Genomic DNA, 20,694 nt, shown 5'->3' with positions numbered 1-20,694 from the left:
CCTATTCTATCATATTTAGGCCAGAAATTCACTAATATTTACCAATTAAACAAAAATAAGATGGAAGAAAAAATGCAGCTTCTTGAATGAATACTCAAAAACATCGGAAGACCGTCGTTGACTGTCCAAATAGTTTGACCTGTATAAGACAAGGTTTCGACAAGCTATTCCAAAACAGCATCAAAAAGGAGCGTGGAGAATCTTAAACCATTCATCCTGACTCGCTCCTATTTTTTTATTCATAACGCAGTGCTTCGATCGGATTTAACTTAGAAGCCTTATTCGCTGGTAAAATTCCAAAGATGATGCCTACAAAAGCAGAGAAAATAATACTGCCGATGGCGACATTTAAGGAAATAATCGGTGGTCCTTCTAGGGAGGCTGCTGCGAGTGTAGTAATCAAGCTATTCACACCATAAGCAAGGCCAAGGCCAATCAGCCCACCAATGATGGTTAAGACCATCGACTCAATCAAAAATTGAACCAAAATCTTACCTCGGGTTGCTCCCAATGCTTTGCGAAGACCAATTTCTCTCGTCCGCTCGGTGACAGAAACCAACATGATATTCATGACTCCAATCCCACCAACGAGAAGGGAGATTCCTGCAATCGCTCCGATGACTGACGTCATAATTCCTACTACTTTATTGGTTTCCTCTAGGATGCTATCCAAATTAAAGATTTGAAATTCTCCTTGGCGAACACCTGAAAGTTCTGTTAACTTTTGAGCAGCTTCAATCCCAACGGTTTTAATTTGCTTCACATCCGGCACATGGACGACAATATTTTGAATTTCATCCGTTCCGAATTCAGAGGCGAGTTGGGTATTGGCCATCAAGGCACTTCCACCTGAGGAAGCTCCGTAAAGAGCTGTTCCTGCATTTGGATCCTTGAAAATACCAACGACGCGATAATTGTTATCCCCAACAGAGACCACCTGATTCAGTGGATTCTCCGTTCCAAATAATTGTTGGGCCAATCCTTCATCAAGGAGCACCACCCGGGAGAAATTACTATAGTCTGAAGGGGTTAATTTTCGTCCAGATAAGAGCTCAACCTTTTTGACAGAAAAATAGGTTTCATTTACCCCTTGGATGTTTACCCCTTCTGCTTTTTTCTTTTGAAAAGCAATGGTTGCATTGGAGGTATTGCTAACATAGTAACCATCGATGCCTTGAATCTTGGTTAATTCCTTAACCCAAGATTCTTGCACAACTGGTGGTGCTTCTTGGACTTGACCATCAACATCTTCAGCGTTTTCCCCATCGATATCCGATGGAGCAGCCATCCCTCGGTCTTCAGCCGCAGGGCCACTTTCGCCTCCGCCTTCTCCTGTATCTTCAGAAGGGCCAATATTGATTCCTGTCACATAGCCACTCTTGTTGGGAGAATAAGAGATTTGTACATACTCTTGGTCCTTGGTAAAAGTCTTGGTGACACCAGCTTTCATACCATCTCCCAGAGCCATGATGACAACGACAGAAGCAACCCCAATAATGATCCCTACCATGGTCAAGAAAGACCGTAATTTATGACTCATAATCGAGTTGATCGCAAATTTCCAATTTTGCATTAGGTCCTCCCTTCCAGCTTGCTATCCGAGGAAATCACTCCATCACGAATGACGATGCGACGATGCGCAAAGGCTGCAATTTCTGGCTCGTGCGTAACCATGATAATGGTTTTTCCTTCTTGGTTTAGCTTGGTTAACAAGTCCATTATTTGCTCCCCCGTCTTGGTATCTAGGGCTCCAGTCGGCTCATCTGCTAAGACGATGGCTGGCTGATTGACAAGGGCTCGAGCAATCGCCACCCGCTGTTTTTGACCCCCTGAGAGCTCTGAAGGCAAATGGTGCATGCGAGAATGGAGCTCTACCTTTTCAAGGTACTGCTCAGCTAATTCCTTCCGTTTAGCAGGATGAACTCCTGCATAAATGAGAGGCAGTTCTACATTTTGAAAGGCATTGAGCTTAGAGAGAAGAAAGAATTGTTGAAAGACAAAACCGATCTGTTCATTACGAACACGTGCTAATTTTTTCTCACTGAGATTTCCAACCTCCTGACCTTCTAGAAAATACTCTCCACTGGTCGGGCGATCCAACAAGCCAATGACGTTCATCAAGGTCGATTTTCCTGAGCCAGATGGACCCATAATGGCCACAAATTCTCCCTCTTCGACTTCTAAATCGATGTCTTTTAAGACACGAAGTTCCTGATCCCCATTTTTATAGGTTTTATTGATTCCTTTTAGTTCAATCAATTTTGTCATATTTTCCGATCTCTTTTCCATCTTCCAGTTTCTCATTAGGATTCACAATAACTTGAGCATCTTTCTTCAAGCCTGACAAGATTTCCTGATTTTCAGCATCGGCGTTACCAAGCGTCACTTTTACTTTCTTAGCCTTGCCATTTTCGACCGTCCATACATAGCTCGTATCCCCATCAGCCATGATACTTGTCACGGGAACAAGGGGATGTTGAGTAGAACTTTTGACTTCAATATTGACAGAAAAGCCTTGTTTGAGTTCCCCAATCTCACTGGTAATATCCACTGTAAATGGGTACTTGGCTCCACCGCTTCCTTGTGTTCCACCTGCTGCATTGGCACCTGCTTGACCCGCGTCGGTCGGATAGTTGGCTACATAAGAAATCTTTCCTGTCCAGGTTTTATCCGGATAAACCTTGGAAGTGAGGACCACTTCCTGACCCTCAGAGATATTGGCCAAATTGTATTCAGACAATTCCCCTTTAACTTGTAAATTCCCGTTGCTCACAATGTGAACCAGAGTTTGGTTGGTCCCTGTAGTCGATTTTGAGACATCTTTATTGACTTCGACCACGGTACCATCTGTATTACTCCTAACTGTTGTCGCATCCAGAAGAGCCTTAGCCTTGTTCATATTATCGACCGCATCCGACTTAGCATCTCGTAAATCGCTAGCTTGAGAATCGACTGTACGTTGGGTCTGCGAAGCTGATTTGGCATCTGCTTCTTCATCGCCTGTCGTATCAATGGTCACACCATTTGTCAGTAAGTCGTTTAACTGACGATCTGCCTTATTGACAGCACGAACGGCTGCATCGTAGGCTGTTTGGGCCTCCGTACTGCTATATTGAACGATTGGCTGACCGGCCGTCACTTGATCTCCTACATTGACCAAAATCGACTGCAAATCACCTTTGGTTCCATCAAAATAGACATACTGCTCCTGGTTGGCAGTGACCTTCCCAGTTAACAAGACAGAAGAAGCGATCGAGCCATCCTTGACCGTTTGTACCATTGGAGTTTCTTTCGTGATTGCTTGATCAGGAGTACTTGGATGTGAAAACACCATCACACTTCCTGTTCCAATCACCGCAATTGCCGCACCTGCGGCTGTAAATAGTTGCCATTTTTTCAATTTCTTCATCGTTTTTCTCCATCAAAGAAAGCGTTTAATTCTATACCATAGTATACCATATTTCCTTACTTTTCTATCTAAAATTGACACAGCAAAATGAAATTTAAATGCTTGGGAACATGCTAAACCCTTGACTTTTGTAACAATTGATATTACAATCAAACTGAAATCTCATTTAGGAGGAAAACATGAAAGAATTTGATATTATTTCAATCGGTGGAGGTAGTGGAGGAATCGCTACGATGAACCGGGCTGGAGAGCACGGAGCACGCGCTGCTGTCATCGAAGAAAAACAATTGGGGGGCACCTGTGTCAACAGAGGATGTGTGCCTAAAAAGATTATGTGGTATGGTGCACAAATCGCAGAAGCTATTCGCGATTATGGACCAGACTATGGATTTACTTCTGAACAGACCAAATTTGATTTTGCAACCTTAAGAAAGAATCGCGAAGCCTATATAGATCGTTCTCGGAATTCTTATGATGGTAGTTTTAAACGCAATGGAGTCGAATTGATTGAAGGTCGTGCTCGTTTTGTGGATGCTCATACGATTGAGGTCAATGGAGAAACGATCCAGGCCAAGCATATCGTGATTGCGACTGGAGCCCATCCTCATATTCCTTCTGTTCCTGGAGCAGAATTCGGCGAAACTTCTGATGATGTCTTTGCTTGGGAAGAACTCCCTACATCTGTTGCCATTATTGGGGCAGGCTACATCGCGGTGGAACTAGCCGGCGTGCTCCACCATTTAGGCGTTCAAACAGACCTCTTCATCCGAAAAGATCGGGTTTTACGTAGTTTTGATTCCTATATTGTCGATGGCTTAATGGAAGAAATGGAAAAACAAAACCTTCCACTTCACAAACACAAGGTTCCCATGAAGCTTGAAAAATTAGAAGATGGTCGTGTGAAGATTTATTTTGAAGATATGACCAGCCACGTGGCAGATCATGTTATCTGGGCAACAGGACGAAAACCAAATGTCCAGGATCTCAATCTAGAAGCTGCAGGCGTCACCTTAAATGAAAAAGGATTCATTGCAGTGGATGAATACCAGAATACAGTTATTCCAGGAATCTATGCTCTTGGGGATGTCACAGGAGAAAAAGAATTAACTCCTGTCGCTATAAAAGCTGGACGCACTCTTTCTGAACGACTATTCAATGGAAAAGTCAATGCCAAAATGGATTATACAAACATCCCGACTGTTGTCTTTTCTCACCCGGCTATCGGAACCGTTGGCCTAACGGAGGAAGAAGCCCAGCAAACTTATGGTAAAGAGAATATCAAAGTCTATACTTCTCAATTTGCTTCCATGTACACTGCTGTAACCCAACACCGCCAGCAAGCAAAATTCAAACTCATCACTGCTGGTCCCGAGGAAAGGGTCGTTGGCCTTCATGGTCTTGGCTACGGAGTCGATGAAATGATCCAAGGATTTGCAGTTGCTATCAAGATGGGAGCGACAAAAGCCGATTTCGATGCAACTGTCGCCATTCACCCAACAGGATCCGAAGAATTCGTGACAATGAGATAAAACATAAGCTTGAAGTTGTTACACTTCAAGCTTATTTCTTTGTTTATGGTAAGATGGCAATGGCACGGACAGGTGAACCAGTTGCCTTGTCCCAGTGAGGGAAAGCAATCGAAATCAAAGCACCTACAGCTGGAACTTGGTCCAATTGGTTCAAGACTTCAACTTGGTAGATATTTTGTTCCAAGAGGTAGTATTCATTGACCAAGCCATGCTCTGCTGCTGGAATACCTGCATCTGTATCGAAGGTTTCATGACCCACAGCCTTAACATGGCGTTCATGAATCAAGAATTCCAAGGCTTCACGGCTCCATCCTGGACTTTGTTGAACCCCATTTTCATCAAGATTGCGCATAGCATCTTGATCTGGCCAACGTTTTGACCAATCACTTCGGAAGGCAACAAAAGCACCCTCAGCAATTTGTCCATGCTCTGCCTCAAAGTCTAAGATATCTTGTTTGCTCAAGATAAAGTTTGGATTGGCTGCAACTTCTTTAGACTTGTCGATAACATAGAGTGGCAAGAGGAGATCTTTGAGGTCAATCTCATCCAACCAACGACCCCCTTCTACAAAGTGAATCGGCGCATCAATATGCGTTCCGTATTGACCAACCACTGTAAATTTTTGAACATGGAAACCATCTTTTAATGTGAAAAGATCTTCTTGCTGCAAGGCAGGAAGGGCTGGGAAGTGTGGACTTTCCGCATTGATTTGGTGGCTCAAGTCCACCCATTTTTTAGCTTGCAATTCTTTATAAATACTTAGTAAATCTGACATGTTTCTTCCTCCTTATTCGCCCCAAACTTCAGCGACAATTTCCTTAATCAAACCGATTTTTTTCCATTGGTCTTCTTCTGTCAAAATGTTTCCTTCTTCTGTCGAAGCAAAGCCACACTGAGTAGATAGGTATAGATTTTCCAACGGTACATACTGACTCGCTTCTTTAATACGAGCAATCACTTCGTACTTGTTCTCCAGTTGACCACTCTTAGATGTCAAGAGGCCTAATACCACTCCTTTTCCAGGGGTTACTTCCGCAAGTGGTTCAAAACCACCAGCCCGATCAGTATCAAACTCTAGGAAGTAAGCATTGACGGCTTCTTCTCCAAGGAGTTCTTTTGCAATCGGCGCATAGCCACCTGATGAAGCCCAAGTAGAATGGAAGTTCCCACGACAAACGTGCGTATTGACGGTCAAACCAGCTGGAACATTTTGGTAGACATCGTTGTTAAAGGTCAAGAAGAGATCAGCGAGTTCTCGGCGAACCTCATCTTTTGACTTGCCTTGAGCTGCTCCCCAAGCCGTCAAGAAATTATCATCTACCAAGACACCCCAAGTACAATCATCTACTTGAAGAGTTCGAAGACCTGCATCATACAAATCTTGAATCACTTGAAGATAGGCTTGCTTGATGTCTTCACGAACAGCCGCAAAATCAGGATAGATGGTATTCAATTGTTCTACATGTTCTGCATCACGGATCAATTCAAAATAGAATTGCGCAGGCGCTGGAATGGTATATTTAGGTTCTACACCATCTACATCTGCTACAAGATCACGTAAGAACTTGTAATGCTCTACAAATGGATGATTGGCTCCTGTAATTTTTCCAACTACAAGTGCCGAGTCAGCCTTGGTCGTTTCATCATGGAATTGATAGCCTTGGGCAGCTTGGACATGATCAATGCCACCAAAGCCCCAGAAGAAATCCAAATGCCAATAAGCTCGGCGGAATTCTCCATCTGTTACTGACTTCAGACCAGCAGCAATTTCTTTTTCAACGAGGTCACGAATCGCCTGATCTTCTACTTTTGTTAAGTCAGCCTGACTGATTTCTCCAGCTGCGAAATCTTCACGAGCCTGAACCAAAGTAGCTGGACGAAGAAATGAACCAACATGGTCAACGCGATAAGGTGCATGTGCATGTGTCAATATGAATCCCTCTTTCCTATAAGTTTTACATTAATTCATCAATGCAACCATTATAGCAGTCCAATACTTGATAAACAAGGGTTTGGGATAATCTAATATCTTTGATATCTATATAGCCTTAGACTATAACAAAAAAGAAGTCCTTGAAGGACCCCTTTTCTTAATTTTTAAATGCATCGAGCATGACTTGGAACTCTTCGTTCGTGAGTGTAATGCCTTTTCCCATCTTTGTATGGTCGGGACTCCAGGTCCGGATATCATACTTAGCAGGAGCACCATTAAAACTCACACGGTTCAATTCTTTGGTCCAACCCTTGTCATTTTCTGACAAGACCAGTAAATGTTCTTCGATTTGGAATGAAAATTCTGCCATTTCACGACTCCTTTCTCGCCTTCTCATCTCTAATATTCGTAAATCATTTACAAAATCGTTGAAATTATCTATAATATATTGTATCAAGTTATGGAGAATTTAGCTATGAAAAAATTTCTCGAGATCGTTAAAGACCGAGCAAATGAATTTTTCAATGGAAAAGTCAATACCCCTGCCCCATTAGAAGATGAGAGAATTATTGACATCATTCAACAAGCATTGCGAAAAAAACAAGGGGTACATGTTATTTTTTCAAACAAGAGTTTTACAGGCGATATTGTCAAGTATGACCAAGAACGCCGACAACTGATCGTGAAAAATTTTAAAAAGAGTATGTCCACGATTATTCGGATTTCTGAAATCCAGAAAATCAGTTTGGTCCCCAATAACATTCGCATCGCCCAACAAAAAGGAGAGGTTTAACCCTCTCTTTTTTTGTTACACTCGAACGGTTTTACTTGCCCCATCTTTTGAGTAGAGATTGATTAAACCTTCCTGGCAAGAACGAATCATATCTCCTGGCTTGACTTCTTGTGGGACAGTGATCGTGAGAAGTTCCATCGGATTTGGTGCGCGATCAATCTTCACTCCATCCTTATCATGCAAGTCTTGGATCTGGCATTCAAAATGACGGAAGCCTGGTCCGTAGAATTCCACTTGGTCACCTTCATTGATGACATTCCGTTGGCGAATCGTCGCAGTCATGGTAGATGGATCAAAGTCTACCACTTCTCCTACAAATTTGTATTGAGGAATCTTACGACGTGCCCCAAACAATTGTTCATTTTCAGTCGGTGTTTGGTAGTAGAATCCAGTTGCTAATTCACGTTGAGCGACTTTCCACAATTCATTGATCAAATCATCCTTGATGGTATAAAAGGCTTCTGGACTTTCCATATAGGCATCACAAGCCGCCTTGTAACAGTTGGCCACTGTTGAAACATAATGGACAGATTTCATCCGGCCTTCAATCTTCAAGCTATCAACCCCATTATCAATCATATCTGGAATATTTTCGATCATACACATGTCCACGGCTGACATAGAGTATTCTTCTGGGACTTGCCCTTTGATACTCTTGCGTTCTTGGCCAAATGGCATGTCGTAAAGGTCGTATTTCCAACGACAAGATTGAGAACAACCACCACGGTTGGCATCCCGGTCAGACATGTGGTTAGAAAGGGTACAACGTCCGGAATAGGAAATACACATAGCTCCATGAACGAAAGCTTCGATCTCAAGATCAGTACGCTTACGGATCTCTGCTAACTCTTCCATGGATACCTCACGGGCCAAGACGACACGGGTCAAACCATATTCTTTCCAGAAATGGAAGGTCTCCACATTGGTTGCAGAAGCTTGCGTAGACAAGTGGATATTGAGGCCAGGTGCATAGGTTGCACAGATCTCAATCAAGGCCGGGTCTGAGACGATCACGGCGTCAAGTCCCATATCTCGTAATTCACGGAACCACTCACCAGCCCCTTGTTCATTTCCCTCATGAGTTACCATGTTCGAAGCCACGTGCACATCCACTCCACGGGCATGAGCATATTCGATACCTTCACGAAGCTCATCCATGGTGAAGTTTCCGGCACGGCTACGCAAACCATAGGCTTGTCCACCAACGAACACAGCGTCTGCCCCATAATTAACGGCAACTTTTAATTTTTCTAATGTTCCAGCAGGTACCAAAACCTCTGGACGTTTTTTTGTATTTGTCATGTTTTCTCCAATTTACAAGATTGTCGATATGATGAATAGCCTCTTCGTTCCCTGAAAAAGGAAAACTCTCAAACGAAGAAGCCCTAGTTTTTTTATTATTTTACACGATCTGGTTCATAATCATAGAAACCAGTATCCAAACCACGATTAGCTGGATGCAATTTGCGAATTTCTTCATCAAACAGATAGGCTTGGTCCTGTGTAAATGTTCCTTTTTGAATCAAATCACGGGCCTTTACAAAGTACTCTGTAATCTTGACAAAGTTTTCACCCGGACAGTAGACACCATCGAGTTTCCAATGATCAAAGCCATGTTCTACCAACTCGGATAATTTGGTCATCATATTCAAGTCATTATTTGAAAAGATATGGGTTCCATGTTTGTCTTCATAGACTGAATAATGGGAATTGGGATCTCCTGGTTCTGCTAAGAACAGATCGCGATCTTTGGTCACAGATTCTTCTGTCTTGATAAAGTTGTAATAATTCTGAAGAAGAGGTCGTTTCGAATGGTGGATAATGCTAGCACCATAGACCAAGACTTCTGCTGGAATCTGAAGATTCTCAGCCATTACGAATAATTCGGCAGATGGAATCTCACGAGCCAAAACAGCCTCAGAAGCTCCTGCTTGTTTTCCCCAGAAATTGATCTGGCGACTAGAAGTAACCATGGTTGATGCATCGTAGATGGTTTTGAATGGATAGCCATCTCGTTTCAAGACATAAAAAACGCCCGCATCTCCGACAGTAATATAATCAGCCTGAATTTCCTTTAGAAAATCTAGGAAAGGCTTGATTGAATCCATCATCGATTGGTGCATGAGTGCATTTACAGCTACTGTCAATTCTATACCAGCAGCATGGACCAGTTGGGCAATTCGATTTATTTCGTCATAGCTTAAAGTTTGAGGCAATCGTAATCCGTAGTCTTTTTCACCGACATAGATTCGGTCAACCCCTGCATCAATCAGGGCTTGCGCTTGCTCAACACTCTCTGCTGTTGCTGTAATAATAATATTTTTCATAGAACCATTATAACAAAAATTCCGATATTCTAGAAAAATTTATTCATTTTGTAAAATTTGTAACATTTTTGTAACATTTATATACCTGAATTCATGATAGAATAATAGAGTACTGTTAGGAGAGAGAAAATGCCCGTAAGAAATTTAAGACACTATAATGAAGAATTCGATTATATCGAATTAACCAAACAAACCCAAGAAACCCCTATTCAGGACTATGCTCCTGAAGTTGAACCCGCACCTCAATTAAGTGAATTGCTATATTTTTTAAATATCGCTATTTTCTGTGTGTTGACGGTTGTATTTAGTTTTGTCTTTTTAGCAACAAAAATGAATACTTTCTTTGCGTTTGCTTTAGCGATTGGTTCTAGCTTTGCTAGTATTCAAGGGTTCCGAATTTACTACAATAAACGAAAAAAATAAAAATTAGGTTCGCCTGATTTTTTTATTTACTCGAATTTTTTTAATTGGAATAACAATTGGAAGACAAAACTTAACTGCCAATTGCCATCTTACCTTCCAAAAAAAAACAAGGCCCACTGATCCGGGTTTGAGAACGTAGACAAACAGTTCTTCAATTATAAATCCCTAAGTTGTCAAATTAAGTTAGACTTTTCATGTAACTCAGAAAAACTTGGTATGGTGTTTGATAATTCAAAGACTTCCTAGGAATTCTATAAGAATAAATACTTTTTATGAGTTAAAGTTATTCAATCATCTATCGAAACTTTTCGCCGTGAGAAAAGTGCCCGAAACATATTTGTTTCAGGCACTCGGGAGTTTTGAAACTTTAGGTTCAAAACTAAGTCATGGAACTTCTTTGAAGTTCGCTGACGTCCGTACTCACTTAAGGAAAGTTTCTAAGATGATTTTGTCTTCAATCTGAAATGAGGCTCTGTGAGCCTCATTTTTTATACTTCTTTTGTTTCTTCTTCAGCTGCTTCTTCAGAATCTTTTTCATCCAATTCTAAAACGATGTCTTCTGATTCTGTTTGTTTGCGAATGGATTGAACCAAGTCATTGCCACTTAGATTTTCTTTTTGAAGTTTATCCTTAAATGAGTGATAGACTTCTTGAGATTTTTCAACCACATCTTGCGTCTTTTCTTTGACAGACTCCAAAACAGTTCCTGTCGTAATTTCTCCAGAACCAACTTTTTCTTTGGTTTGTTGGATCACTTCTGCTGCCTGTTTTGAAACATCCTTAGCAGTTTGTTTTACCGATTCATGTACTTCTTGAGGATCTTCTTGATAATCTTTTACGAAGCGCACCACTTTTTTAGTGACTTTCTTTCCTTGCTCAGTTGATAAATAGTAGGCTGCTGAAGCACCTGAAATCACACCAATTAATAAACTAGATAAACGTCCCATATTCTTCCTCGATTCTATTTAAATAATTTTGAAGCCATCTTAATCGCTTTTAACCCGATAGAGGCTTTCACTGTTTTTCCACCAGCTGATACAGCTTTGGAACCTAATTGACGGGCTTGATCATTCAAATCTGAAACAGACTCTGAAAGATCCGCCACGGCTGTAAAGAGTGGATCAATCGTTGCAACTTTTTGATTCAAATCATCCGTTAAAACATTGACTTTTGCCAATAGATCATTGGTCTGATGCAAGGTGACATTGACATCTGATGTCAAAACTTGGATGGTTTTTTGCGTCTCATCTACAACTTTTCCAATCTTTGAGAGGAAAAAAATCATATAAATGACAAGCGCTACTAAGGCAAGGCCTAAGAGGCCGTAGGCAATTTCAATAAACATATATTACTCCTTTGCTTCTACATAATAAGGGGCTTTTTTGCTACGTTGGTAGATGATGATGGCGAGTCCAACTAGAATCAGGATCATCGACAACCACTGGGAAACACGTAAGCCCGCAAACATCAGGCTATCTGTCCGCATTCCTTCGATGATCGTCCGACCAAAACCATACCAGATAAGGTAAAAGGCTGTGATCTCACCTTGTCGCAAAAATTGTGGCTTCCTCCGAAGAATCAAGATCAAGAGAAAACCTAGAAGATTCCAACTGGATTCATATAAGAACGTTGGCTGACGGTAACTGCCATCTATATACATTTGGTCTCGAATAAAAGAGGGGAGGTAGTTGAGACTTTTGACAGCAGCTCCATAAGCTTCCTGGTTAAAGAAGTTTCCCCAGCGACCAATACTCTGTGCAATCATGACGCTTGGGGCCGCAATATCTAAAAAATCAATTGGCTCAATCAAGCGTCTACGAGAGAATAGATAGAGGACAAGGGCACCTGTCAAGAGGCCACCATAAATCGCGATTCCTCCGTTCCAGATGGCGAAAATCTCACCAAGATGCTGGCTATAATAGCCCCATTCGAAAATAACGTAATAGAGTCTGGCACCCACAATCGCAAGCGGAAAGGCGATCAAAATGAAATCAATGATATCATCTGGATCAATTTTTTTACGGGGCGCTTCTTTCATGGAAAGATAAACGGCTAGTATCAAGCCAGAGACAATACAAATTGCATACCAACGAATACTGATCGGACCTAATTGAAGGGCTACTGGATTCATTCCTTCACCTCATTTTGACTAATCAACTGGGACAAACGTTCTTCAAAGGTTTTGGTGGCATCATAGCCCATTTCTTTGGCCCGAACATTCATCGCTGCGGCTTCGATCACGACCGAAATGTTCCGACCAGTCTTCACAGGGATGCGAATCCGAGGAATGGTCACGCCACCGATTTCCAATTCTTCTGCATTATTACCAAGACGATCATAAACCTGATCCTTAGCATAATTTTCCAAGTAAACGGCGATTTGGACTTGTGAAGAATCCTTCACAGCACTGGCTCCGTAGAGACTCATGACATCGATAATCCCGACACCACGGATCTCTAGTAAGTGGCGTAGGATTTCAGCTGGCTCTCCCCAAAGGGTCATCTCGTCTCTCGCATAGATATCGACTCGGTCATCTGCTACGAGGCGGTGACCCCGTTTGACAAGTTCCAGACCTGTCTCGCTTTTTCCGATTCCGCTATCTCCTTGGATCAAGACACCCATCCCATAAATATCCATCAAGACACCGTGTACACTCGTGCGTTCTGCTAGCCGACTATCCAAATAGCTAGAAAGCTCTCCAGATAAACGACTCGTCGCAACATTGCTCTTCAAAATGGCTAGTTGCTTTTCTTCCGCAGCACGCAACATTTCTTCTGGAATTTCTAAATTCCGCGCGACAATGATGACAGGTGTCTCTGGCTGGAACATCTTGCGCAAGACCTGATGTCGGTTGTGAGAGCTCATCTTCACCAGGTAGGACCATTCTTTCATTCCTACAAGCTGAATCCGCTCAGGTGTGTAATAGTCGAAATAGCCCGTCATTTCAAGACCTGGACGTGAAATGTCCGCAGTCGTAATTTCCTTGCTTAAGAGGCTATCATCCCCATAAACAACCGATAGACGAAGCTTTTCCTGTATATCGCGAACAGTAACTGCCATATCATTCTCCCTTTTCAAATTCTCTCTCTATTATAGCAGATTTTCTCTTCAGACGAGAGCCTGAAGTGTCATTTGAAAGATCCATTTTCAACTCCTTTTTAAGGCAAGCAAAAAGAGGTCAAGACAAAGGTCTCCAACCTCTAGGAAATGATGGGAACATATGAAAAATGCTCTAGCCTTCACCATGCAAGTAATCTGTAATCATGGATTTGATTCCGGTAGAGACCGCATAGACCACCGCATTTGAAGGGAATGCGATCAATCCGAGCATAAAGACGGCAGGTCCTCCCCCCAACAAGGAGAAAACCAGATACAAAACCGGCAGAAATAAAATCGAAAACCGATAAATTTGTGGCTTTCTAGCCATTTCTGTTGGCAGAAACAAGAGGTAGAAGAGACTATTCCAAATACCCAGTGGAAAAAGGGCCATTCCGATCAAAACTGTTCCAACTCCTTCTCCAAAAACACGATTTAAAATGAAAAACTGTCCTATAAAACTAAAGAAGATATATAGAATAAAAGCAAGGGAATAGAACTTCTGCTTCACTCGCATCTCCTTTTAGAAAAATGGACTATCATTCTGATCATGGATGGGTTCGGCCTCTTTTCTTCGACGAGGTCGAGGGCCATTGTCAAATATTTCCTGCTCCTCCTCGTCCTTATAAGGTAAGGTCGTATCTAACAGTAAATAGATAATCACACCGATAAAGGCATGAGAAACCGTGAAAAGAATAAACAAGAAGCGTAGGAGAGTTACACTAAGACCAAATTTATCAGCTAAGCCAGCTAGCACACCTGAAACCAGGCGATGTCGTTTTAATTTGTAAAATGATGATGTCATTTGATTTTCCTCTTTCTAGTTAGACCTATTTTAGCAGAGTCGAACTGGAAAGAGATCCGCCTAAAGACCGATTCTTACTCTTGTCTCATTTCAAGGAATTGCAGACGGCTGCGACAGCGACCGCAGGCATATTTCTTCAGATCGATTTTTCGCTTTCGTCTATACTCTTGGCCACAATGGGGACATTGATAGAGATAGATCCGCTTGACTCCACCAGTTCTATCTGGTAGAGGAGGTGTGAAACGAAGACCGTCCACTTGCTGGAGGAGTTGCTTAAAGTCTAGATCTTTGTGGCGATAGCCTTTACCTTGATCGTAAAGATGGTAATGGCAGAGCTCGTGGCGGACAATTTTGCGAAAGACCTCTAACCCAAAAGCTTGGTATATTTTCGGGTTGAAATCAAGGTGTCGATCCTTGGGAAAGAAACGACCTCCAGTGGTTTGAAGACGTGAATTCCACTCTGCTCGATGACGGAATTCTCTCCCAAAATCTTCTAGGGATACTTGGCGCACATACTCAGTCAGATTCATTCGGAGCTACCAAACTGAGATTAACTTTTTCGCGTTCCACATCAATCTTCTTCACCCAGACGGTTACCAAATCACCTACTGAGACGACCTGGCTTGGATGCTTGATAAACTGTTTGCTCATATGGGAGATATGAATCAAGCCATCTTCGTGAATGCCAATATCGACAAAGGCTCCAAAGTCAACCACATTGCGCACAACCCCTTCTAATTTTTGGCCTATATGGAGGTCTTTAATATCCAAGACATCCTGACGAAGCACGGGTGCATCAAAGGAATCCCGCAAATCGCGTCCTGGTTTTAGGAGATCGGCAATAATATCTTTCAGGGTTTCTGGTCCCAGATCCAGCTGAGTAGACATCTCCTCGATGTTCACAGCTTTTAATTTTTCCTGAGCGGATGCATCGAGTTCGGTAATTTCAAGAAGTTGAAAAAGTTTTTCAACTTCCTTGTAACTTTCAGGGTGAACGCCGGTATTGTCCAAGATGTTTTTACTTTCAGGGATGCGTAAGAATCCAGCAGCCTGCTCGAAAGCCTTGGCGCCGAGGCGAGGGACTTTTTTAATCTGTGCTCGTGAAAGAATCATTCCTTCTTCTTCCCGGTATTTCACAATATTTTCAGAGATGGTCTTATTGAGTCCTGCTACATGGGCTAAGAGAGAGGGACTAGCCGTATTGATATTGACCCCAACTTGGTTGACGACAGTATCTACCACGAAATCCAAGCTTTCTGTCAGTTTTTTCTGATTGACATCGTGTTGGTATTGACCGACACCGATGGATTTGGCATCGATTTTCACCAATTCTGCTAGCGGATCTTGCAAGCGACGGGCAATGGAGATGGCCGATCGTTTTTCAACGGTTAGCTCTGGGAACTCATGACGGGCCAATTCACTAGCTGAGTAGACAGAGGCTCCGCTTTCATTGACAATAACATAGCGAACTCCTGGATGGTCATGAAGCAACTCTGCGACAAAGGCCTCACTTTCACGGCTAGCTGTTCCATTTCCAATTGCAATAATCTCTACGCCAAACTCCTTGATCAAGGAGGACAGATCCTTTTTAGCCTGCTCGATCTGAGCTGGTTTTGCAGGTGCAACTGGATAGATGACCTGGGTAGCGAGCATCTTTCCTGTCTCATCGACAACAGCTAGTTTAGCACCGGTCCGAAAGGCTGGGTCAAATCCAAGGACCACGCGCCCTTTTAATGGAGGAATGAGCAATAGATTCCGTAGATTTTCAGAGAACAATTGAATGGCCCCGTCTTCTGCCACCTCCGTCAACTCTGTCCGAATCCGACGTTCAATCGCAGGTACGATTTTTTTCTTAACCGCCTGCTGAATAACCTCATCCACATAGGCATTTTTCGTTTTAAAACAAGCCTCAAAAATACGAATGATCCGATCCAGTTGATGCTCGAATCCAACTTTGAGAACGCCCAATTTTTCCCCACGATTGAGCGCCAGGGTCCGGTAGCCTTGCATACTCTTGATCTTCTCAGAAAAATCATAATAGATTTCAAAGGTTCTCTTAGGATCTAAGCTTTCATCCTTCAAAGTTGACGTCATGAGGGAATGCCCATGAATTTCTTGATAGGTGAGAGCCCGTAATTGGGTATCCTCTGAAATAGCCTCTACCAGAATATCCACTGCACCAGCTAAAGCCGCAGTTTCAGTTGGGAAGGCCTCACAGGTAAATTTCTGAGCCTCTGCTTCCAAGTCTGGACTATTTTGCAAAATGAGACGTGCCAAGGGGAAAAGTCCTGCTTCTCGGGCAATCGTCGCCTTGGTCCGCCGTTTTTCCTTATAAGGGAGATAGAGCTCTTCAACATCCGCTAATTTTTCAGCAACTTCAATAGCCTGCTTGAGCGCCTCTGTCAGTTTACCTTGTTCCTCAATCTTAGCAAGGACGGTTTCCTTTCGTTCAGCCAGAGCCGTTAACGATTTGTCCCGGTCAATAATGGCCTTGATCGCTACTTCATCTAAATTTCCCGTCATATCTTTTCGATAGCGGGCAATGAAAGGAATGGTTGAGCCTTCTGCGGTCAGACTCAATACGGTATCGATTTGTTTTAAGCTAACACCCAATTCTTGGGCTATTTTTTCATATTTATCCATAGCTTCTATTATAGCATATTTTGCTGCCATCAAGGGGTGAGATCGCCTGTTCTGGTCTCTGTTTCAGGGATTTTTCATAGAATAATTTTGACCCTATGGATCTTTCCTTTTATGCTCCATTTCCCCCTTGCTCTTTCCTTTTTGTTATAATGAAAGAAAATAAAAAGGAGGCCCAACAATGGCTATTAAATTCTCAAAAACAGATGATCTTGATAAAATGTTTGAAAACTTTGCAAGTTTTCCAGATGTAGAAAAAACAGTCGAATTCCCCGAAGAAAAAAAGAAGGCAGAAACTGCTACAACTAAAGAAGCAAAGAAGGTTAAGTAATGACATTCTTTCAACACCTTCCCTCTAGCGTCTTGCAGGCTGGGGCTATTTTTCTCTCGATTATTATCGAGGCCCTACCGTTTGTCCTAATCGGAAGTATCATTTCAGGGATTATTGAGGTCTATATCACCCCCGAGAGGGTCTACCGCTTTCTTCCCAAAAATAAATTTGGGCGGATCTTCTTTGGGACCTTTATCGGCTTTATCTTCCCTTCCTGTGAATGTGGAATTGTTCCCATTATCAATCGCTTTCTAGAAAAGAAAGTCCCAAGTTATACTGCTGTTCCCTTTTTGGTGACAGCACCGGTCATCAATCCCATCGTTCTCTTTGCGACCTACTCAGCCTTTGGAAATTCTATCAAGATGGCCCTCTACCGCGCCCTTGGTTCCCTACTGGTCGCAACAGTTCTAGGGATCTTTCTTGGTTTTATTCAGACAAATTCGATCCAAAAAGAACATCGTAAGGCTGTACATGAACATGATTTTAGGGACTTGAGCAAAGGTCAAAAGCTTTTCCAAGTCTTGGTGCAAGCCATTGATGAATTCTTTGATACGGGACGCTACCTGGTATTTGGTTGCCTCTTTGCCAGCCTCGTCCAAGTCTATGTCCCAACACGGATCCTCACTTCGATCAGTGCGACACCGGTTATTGCTATTCTCCTTCTCATGGTCTTGTCCTTTCTCCTCTCACTTTGTAGCGAGGCGGACGCCTTTGTTGGATCCTCTCTTCTCACGAGTTTTGGAGTAGCGCCTGTTCTTGCCTTTCTGGTGATTGGGCCTATGCTTGATGTCAAAAATCTCCTCATGATGAAAAATTATCTCAAGACACGTTTTATCTGGCAATTTATCGGAATTGTGAGTGGAGTTGTGCTCCTTTATGCTTGGTTTGTGGGGGTAGTGCTATGATTCGTTTCTTGATATTAGCTGGCTATTTTGAGCTCACCATGTACCTGCAATTATCTGGTAAGCTCAATCAATACATCAACTTACACTATTCTTACTTGGCTTATATTTCCATGTTCTTGTCCTTTGTTTTAGCTCTTGTGCAGCTGATCATCTGGGTCAAGCAGATGAAGATCCACAGTCATCTCTCTGGCTTCTGGGCAAAAGTGGCGAGTATTTTCTTGCTCTGTATTCCTTTGTTTGTCGGGCTATTTTTCCCTACAGTGACACTGGATTCCCAAACAGTTTCTGCCAAAGGCTACCACTTCCCGGTTGCGGCTGGTTCTTCCAAGGAAATCCAGCAAGACGAAGGCACAACAACCCAGTATCTCAAACCAGATACTAGTAGCTATTTTACCAAGTCAGCCTATGAATCAGAAATGAAGCAGGCGGCAAAGAAATATGTTGATAAAAAGGTGATCCAGGTGACCACTGAGAATTACATGGAAGTCATGGAAGTGATTTATGATTATCCCGATCAATTTGCAGGAAAGACAATCGAGCTGACGGGCTTTGTATACAATGACCCCAATAACAAAGACAGCCAATTTCTCTTTCGCTTTGGAATCATCCACTGTATCGCAGACTCCGGCGTCTACGGTCTCTTAACGACTGGTGCTCCGCAGCATTACGAAAACAATACCTGGATCCATGCGAAAGGAACCTTGTCAATTGAATACCACAAGCAGCTCAAGCAAAGCTTGCCTGTCCTCCACATTAGCGATTGCCAGACCATTACGAAACCGGCCAATCCATATGTCTACCGCGTATTCTGATGGAGTTACCAAGTTTCTTCTGTGGTCGATCCAAACAGCTTATAGCAGTTGAAGCTAGAATCCACATTGATTCTAGCTTTTTCTATGCTTTCCTCTCAAATCCTCTAATCCAAGCGGAAAATATTCGGAACAACGATTCCATCAAAGAAATCTTGTAGATTTTATGGTAAAATATGGTTAATAAAATAGGAAATAGGTACTTAAATGTCTTCAAAAGTTATTGTAACCATTTTCGGGGCCAGTGGAGATTTAGCCAAGCGCAAACTCTACCCATCCCTTTTTAGACTCTATAAATCAGGAAATTTATCTGAAAACTTTGCGGTTATCGGAACAGCCCGCAGACCATGGAGCAAAGAATACTTTGAATCTGTCGTGGTAGAATCCATCACAGATCTGGCAGATAGCCCTCAACAAGCTCAAGAATTCGCTAGCCATTTCTACTACCAAAGCCACGATGTCAATGATACCGAACATTACATCGCCCTGCGCGAATTGCAAAACAGCTTGGATGAAAAATACCAAACAGAACACAACAAGGTCTTCTTCTTGTCCATGGCTCCTCAATTTTTTGGAACCATTGCCAAACACCTCAAATCAGAAGGCATTGTGGATGGGCAAGGCTTTGAGCGCTTGATCGTTGAAAAACCTTTCGGTACAGACCTAGAAACGGCTAGTCAGCTCAACAAGGAATTGGAAGAAACCTTTGATGAAGAACAAATCTTCCGGATCGACCATTACCTTGGAAAAGAAATGATCCAAAATATCTTTGCTATTCGTTTTGGAAATCTTATTTTTGATAATCTTTGGAACCGAGATTTTATTGACAATATCCAAATTACCTTTGCTGAACGCTTGGGGGTTGAAGAACGCGGTGGCTACTATGATCACTCGGGGGCCCTTCGAGATATGGTGCAAAACCATACCCTTCAGCTTTTGTCTCTGCTTGCCATGGATAAACCAGCCACCTTTACTAAGGATGCGATTCGGGCAGAAAAAGTTAAAGTTTTTGAGCAATTGCACAATCCAACAGATGATGAGTTAAAGAAATTCTTTATCCGTGGTCAATACCATTCAGGTACGATCGAAGGGAAAAAAGATATCTCTTATCGCAGCGAGCCCAATGTCGACCCTGAGTCTACTACAGAGACCTATGCTTCTGGTGCGTTCTTTGTTGATAGCGATCGCTTCCGCGGTGTGCCTTTCTTCTTCCGTACTGGAAAACGCTTGACACAAAAAGGAACCATGGTCAATGTGGTCTTCAAGCAAACCGACTCCATCTTTGGACATGACTTGCAACCAAATGTTTTAACTATCTACATCCAACCTAATGAAGGCTTCTCACTGAGCATCAACGGGAAAGAGGTCGGAGAAAAATTCAGCATCGCACCGATTTCCTTTGATTACGAAACAGATGCGACTGCAACTGGAGCTTCCCCAGAGCCTTATGAAAAATTAATTTTTGACGTTTTGAACAATGACTCAACCAATTACAGCCACTGGCACGAAGTTCGTGCTTCATGGCAATTGATTGACCGAATCGAAAAACTATGGGCCGAAAATGGAGCACCACTCTATGAATACAAGTCTGGATCCATGGGACCAACTGCATCCGATGATCTCCTTGCAGAATACGGAGCCGAATGGGTTTGGAAACCTGAACCTAAGAATTAAGGAAAGCCACCTTCGGGTGG

Annotated in this window: 23 protein-coding genes; 7 read left to right on the top strand and 16 right to left on the bottom strand. The window is 42.5% G+C overall.

The genetic code is table 11. The features are described from left to right. Positions 1-235 precede the first annotated feature (235 nt). From HMPREF2917_RS01765 to HMPREF2917_RS01755, 3 genes are read right to left on the bottom strand one after another with little or no spacing between them, the layout of a single operon-like run. Complete coding sequence (locus tag HMPREF2917_RS01765) at positions 236-1,573, bottom strand: ABC transporter permease (RefSeq protein ID WP_070588810.1); 1,338 nt, start codon at positions 1,571-1,573, stop codon at positions 236-238. Then, a complete protein-coding gene (locus tag HMPREF2917_RS01760; RefSeq protein WP_049472448.1) occupies positions 1,573-2,268 on the bottom strand; it encodes an ABC transporter ATP-binding protein in 696 nt (231 codons plus the stop codon). The genes HMPREF2917_RS01765 and HMPREF2917_RS01760 overlap by 1 nt, the downstream gene beginning before the upstream one ends. Further along, a complete protein-coding gene (locus HMPREF2917_RS01755; RefSeq protein WP_070588809.1) occupies positions 2,252-3,409 on the bottom strand; it encodes an efflux RND transporter periplasmic adaptor subunit in 1,158 nt (385 codons plus the stop codon). Before HMPREF2917_RS01755 ends, HMPREF2917_RS01760 begins: the two co-directional genes overlap by 17 nt. 179 nt (positions 3,410-3,588) lie before the next feature. Between HMPREF2917_RS01755 and gorA the strand changes: the two genes are divergently transcribed. Beyond that, complete coding sequence (gene gorA / locus HMPREF2917_RS01750) at positions 3,589-4,938, top strand: glutathione-disulfide reductase (protein ID WP_070588808.1); 1,350 nt, start codon at positions 3,589-3,591, stop codon at positions 4,936-4,938. Positions 4,939-4,981: 43 nt separating this feature from the next. On the opposite strand, the gene HMPREF2917_RS01745 is transcribed toward gorA, so the two are convergent. The 3 genes from HMPREF2917_RS01745 to HMPREF2917_RS01735 form a co-directional block, all read right to left on the bottom strand. Next, positions 4,982-5,713 carry a cyclase family protein gene (locus HMPREF2917_RS01745; protein WP_003015569.1) on the bottom strand — a complete coding sequence of 244 codons (732 nt, stop codon included), beginning with the start codon at positions 5,711-5,713 and terminating at the stop codon, positions 4,982-4,984. Positions 5,714-5,725: 12 nt separating this feature from the next. Then, positions 5,726-6,868, bottom strand: coding sequence for a 5-methyltetrahydropteroyltriglutamate--homocysteine S-methyltransferase (locus tag HMPREF2917_RS01740; protein WP_070588807.1), 1,143 nt, complete (start codon positions 6,866-6,868; stop codon positions 5,726-5,728). 160 nt (positions 6,869-7,028) lie between these two features. Further along, complete coding sequence (locus HMPREF2917_RS01735) at positions 7,029-7,241, bottom strand: YdbC family protein (protein WP_003002541.1); 213 nt, start codon at positions 7,239-7,241, stop codon at positions 7,029-7,031. A gap of 90 nt (positions 7,242-7,331) precedes the next feature. Here HMPREF2917_RS01735 and HMPREF2917_RS01730 point away from each other — a divergent pair, with 90 nt between their 5' ends. Continuing rightward, the gene (locus HMPREF2917_RS01730; protein ID WP_070588806.1) at positions 7,332-7,664 is read left to right on the top strand and encodes a hypothetical protein; all 333 of its coding nucleotides are present in this window, start codon (positions 7,332-7,334) and stop codon (positions 7,662-7,664) included. Positions 7,665-7,679: 15 nt separating this feature from the next. Here HMPREF2917_RS01730 and HMPREF2917_RS01725 read toward each other — a convergent pair whose 3' ends face one another. Further along, on the bottom strand, positions 7,680-8,966 hold the full coding sequence (locus HMPREF2917_RS01725) for a peptidase U32 family protein (RefSeq protein WP_070588805.1): 1,287 nt from the start codon (positions 8,964-8,966) through the stop codon (positions 7,680-7,682). A 95-nt stretch (positions 8,967-9,061) separates the two neighbouring features. Further along, positions 9,062-9,991: a peptidase U32 family protein gene (locus HMPREF2917_RS01720; protein ID WP_070588804.1), complete on the bottom strand. Its 930-nt coding sequence runs from the start codon at positions 9,989-9,991 to the stop codon at positions 9,062-9,064. Between the two features lie 129 nt (positions 9,992-10,120). On the opposite strand from HMPREF2917_RS01720, the gene HMPREF2917_RS01715 reads away from it, so the two are divergent. Continuing rightward, on the top strand, positions 10,121-10,414 hold the full coding sequence (locus HMPREF2917_RS01715; RefSeq protein ID WP_045759686.1) for a DUF3270 family protein: 294 nt from the start codon (positions 10,121-10,123) through the stop codon (positions 10,412-10,414). A 488-nt stretch (positions 10,415-10,902) separates the two neighbouring features. On the opposite strand, the gene HMPREF2917_RS01710 is transcribed toward HMPREF2917_RS01715, so the two are convergent. From HMPREF2917_RS01710 to HMPREF2917_RS01670, 8 genes are all read right to left on the bottom strand, one after another. Next, the gene (locus tag HMPREF2917_RS01710; protein WP_023918695.1) at positions 10,903-11,361 is read right to left on the bottom strand and encodes a YtxH domain-containing protein; all 459 of its coding nucleotides are present in this window, start codon (positions 11,359-11,361) and stop codon (positions 10,903-10,905) included. 14 nt (positions 11,362-11,375) lie between these two features. Continuing rightward, positions 11,376-11,759: a DUF948 domain-containing protein gene (locus HMPREF2917_RS01705; protein ID WP_031573975.1), complete on the bottom strand. Its 384-nt coding sequence runs from the start codon at positions 11,757-11,759 to the stop codon at positions 11,376-11,378. 3 nt (positions 11,760-11,762) lie between these two features. Beyond that, positions 11,763-12,545, bottom strand: a complete 783-nt coding sequence (gene lgt / locus HMPREF2917_RS01700) for a prolipoprotein diacylglyceryl transferase (RefSeq protein WP_070588803.1) — start codon at positions 12,543-12,545, stop codon at positions 11,763-11,765. After that, positions 12,542-13,474: an HPr(Ser) kinase/phosphatase gene (gene hprK, locus HMPREF2917_RS01695; RefSeq protein ID WP_003008114.1), complete on the bottom strand. Its 933-nt coding sequence runs from the start codon at positions 13,472-13,474 to the stop codon at positions 12,542-12,544. The genes lgt and hprK overlap by 4 nt, the downstream gene beginning before the upstream one ends. A gap of 172 nt (positions 13,475-13,646) precedes the next feature. Then, positions 13,647-14,027 (bottom strand): hypothetical protein, encoded by a 381-nt coding sequence (locus tag HMPREF2917_RS01685; protein WP_229027496.1) that lies wholly within the window; start codon positions 14,025-14,027, stop codon positions 13,647-13,649. 6 nt (positions 14,028-14,033) lie between these two features. Next, entirely contained in the window at positions 14,034-14,315 is a 282-nt protein-coding gene (locus HMPREF2917_RS01680; protein WP_070588801.1) for a PspC domain-containing protein, read from the bottom strand. A gap of 74 nt (positions 14,316-14,389) precedes the next feature. Beyond that, positions 14,390-14,845: a SprT family protein gene (locus HMPREF2917_RS01675; RefSeq protein WP_070588800.1), complete on the bottom strand. Its 456-nt coding sequence runs from the start codon at positions 14,843-14,845 to the stop codon at positions 14,390-14,392. Next, positions 14,832-16,988 (bottom strand): Tex family protein, encoded by a 2,157-nt coding sequence (locus tag HMPREF2917_RS01670; protein ID WP_083307655.1) that lies wholly within the window; start codon positions 16,986-16,988, stop codon positions 14,832-14,834. The genes HMPREF2917_RS01675 and HMPREF2917_RS01670 overlap by 14 nt, the downstream gene beginning before the upstream one ends. A gap of 148 nt (positions 16,989-17,136) precedes the next feature. Between HMPREF2917_RS01670 and HMPREF2917_RS11475 the strand changes: the two genes are divergently transcribed. The 4 genes from HMPREF2917_RS11475 to zwf all read left to right on the top strand — a co-directional run bounded on the left by HMPREF2917_RS11475 (position 17,137) and on the right by zwf (position 20,674). After that, the gene (locus HMPREF2917_RS11475) at positions 17,137-17,286 is read left to right on the top strand and encodes an SPJ_0845 family protein (protein ID WP_003008123.1); all 150 of its coding nucleotides are present in this window, start codon (positions 17,137-17,139) and stop codon (positions 17,284-17,286) included. Further along, positions 17,286-18,191 carry a permease gene (locus tag HMPREF2917_RS01665; protein WP_070588798.1) on the top strand — a complete coding sequence of 302 codons (906 nt, stop codon included), beginning with the start codon at positions 17,286-17,288 and terminating at the stop codon, positions 18,189-18,191. The genes HMPREF2917_RS11475 and HMPREF2917_RS01665 overlap by 1 nt, the downstream gene beginning before the upstream one ends. Next, the gene (locus HMPREF2917_RS01660) at positions 18,188-19,003 is read left to right on the top strand and encodes a TIGR03943 family putative permease subunit (protein WP_049475149.1); all 816 of its coding nucleotides are present in this window, start codon (positions 18,188-18,190) and stop codon (positions 19,001-19,003) included. Before HMPREF2917_RS01665 ends, HMPREF2917_RS01660 begins: the two co-directional genes overlap by 4 nt. 204 nt (positions 19,004-19,207) lie before the next feature. Next, positions 19,208-20,674 (top strand): glucose-6-phosphate dehydrogenase, encoded by a 1,467-nt coding sequence (gene zwf / locus HMPREF2917_RS01655; protein WP_049475148.1) that lies wholly within the window; start codon positions 19,208-19,210, stop codon positions 20,672-20,674. Positions 20,675-20,694: the final 20 nt, after the last annotated feature.

This window comes from Streptococcus sp. HMSC061E03 (genome assembly GCF_001813505.1).
Classification (GTDB): Bacteria; Bacillota; Bacilli; order Lactobacillales; family Streptococcaceae; genus Streptococcus.
The sequence above is the reverse complement of the archived record's forward strand: the minus strand, read 5'-3'. Positions and strand labels throughout refer to the sequence as shown.

Bases quoted from the DNA above. Each gene is read 5' to 3' on its own strand.
- HMPREF2917_RS01765 (WP_070588810.1), bottom strand. From the start codon at position 1,573: ATGCAAAATTGGAAATTTGCGATCAACTCGATTATGAGTCATAAATTA.
- HMPREF2917_RS01760 (WP_049472448.1), bottom strand. From the start codon at position 2,268: ATGACAAAATTGATTGAACTAAAAGGAATCAATAAAACCTATAAAAAT.
- HMPREF2917_RS01755 (WP_070588809.1), bottom strand. From the start codon at position 3,409: ATGAAGAAATTGAAAAAATGGCAACTATTTACAGCCGCAGGTGCGGCA.
- gorA (WP_070588808.1), top strand. From the start codon at position 3,589: ATGAAAGAATTTGATATTATTTCAATCGGTGGAGGTAGTGGAGGAATC.
- HMPREF2917_RS01745 (WP_003015569.1), bottom strand. From the start codon at position 5,713: ATGTCAGATTTACTAAGTATTTATAAAGAATTGCAAGCTAAAAAATGG.
- HMPREF2917_RS01735 (WP_003002541.1), bottom strand. From the start codon at position 7,241: ATGGCAGAATTTTCATTCCAAATCGAAGAACATTTACTGGTCTTGTCA.
- HMPREF2917_RS01730 (WP_070588806.1), top strand. From the start codon at position 7,332: ATGGAGAATTTAGCTATGAAAAAATTTCTCGAGATCGTTAAAGACCGA.
- HMPREF2917_RS01725 (WP_070588805.1), bottom strand. From the start codon at position 8,966: ATGACAAATACAAAAAAACGTCCAGAGGTTTTGGTACCTGCTGGAACA.
- HMPREF2917_RS01720 (WP_070588804.1), bottom strand. From the start codon at position 9,991: ATGAAAAATATTATTATTACAGCAACAGCAGAGAGTGTTGAGCAAGCG.
- HMPREF2917_RS01715 (WP_045759686.1), top strand. From the start codon at position 10,121: ATGCCCGTAAGAAATTTAAGACACTATAATGAAGAATTCGATTATATC.
- HMPREF2917_RS01710 (WP_023918695.1), bottom strand. From the start codon at position 11,361: ATGGGACGTTTATCTAGTTTATTAATTGGTGTGATTTCAGGTGCTTCA.
- HMPREF2917_RS01705 (WP_031573975.1), bottom strand. From the start codon at position 11,759: ATGTTTATTGAAATTGCCTACGGCCTCTTAGGCCTTGCCTTAGTAGCG.
- lgt (WP_070588803.1), bottom strand. From the start codon at position 12,545: ATGAATCCAGTAGCCCTTCAATTAGGTCCGATCAGTATTCGTTGGTAT.
- hprK (WP_003008114.1), bottom strand. From the start codon at position 13,474: ATGGCAGTTACTGTTCGCGATATACAGGAAAAGCTTCGTCTATCGGTT.
- HMPREF2917_RS01685 (WP_229027496.1), bottom strand. From the start codon at position 14,027: ATGCGAGTGAAGCAGAAGTTCTATTCCCTTGCTTTTATTCTATATATC.
- HMPREF2917_RS01680 (WP_070588801.1), bottom strand. From the start codon at position 14,315: ATGACATCATCATTTTACAAATTAAAACGACATCGCCTGGTTTCAGGT.
- HMPREF2917_RS01675 (WP_070588800.1), bottom strand. From the start codon at position 14,845: ATGAATCTGACTGAGTATGTGCGCCAAGTATCCCTAGAAGATTTTGGG.
- HMPREF2917_RS01670 (WP_083307655.1), bottom strand. From the start codon at position 16,988: ATGGCAGCAAAATATGCTATAATAGAAGCTATGGATAAATATGAAAAA.
- HMPREF2917_RS11475 (WP_003008123.1), top strand. From the start codon at position 17,137: ATGGCTATTAAATTCTCAAAAACAGATGATCTTGATAAAATGTTTGAA.
- HMPREF2917_RS01665 (WP_070588798.1), top strand. From the start codon at position 17,286: ATGACATTCTTTCAACACCTTCCCTCTAGCGTCTTGCAGGCTGGGGCT.
- HMPREF2917_RS01660 (WP_049475149.1), top strand. From the start codon at position 18,188: ATGATTCGTTTCTTGATATTAGCTGGCTATTTTGAGCTCACCATGTAC.
- zwf (WP_049475148.1), top strand. From the start codon at position 19,208: ATGTCTTCAAAAGTTATTGTAACCATTTTCGGGGCCAGTGGAGATTTA.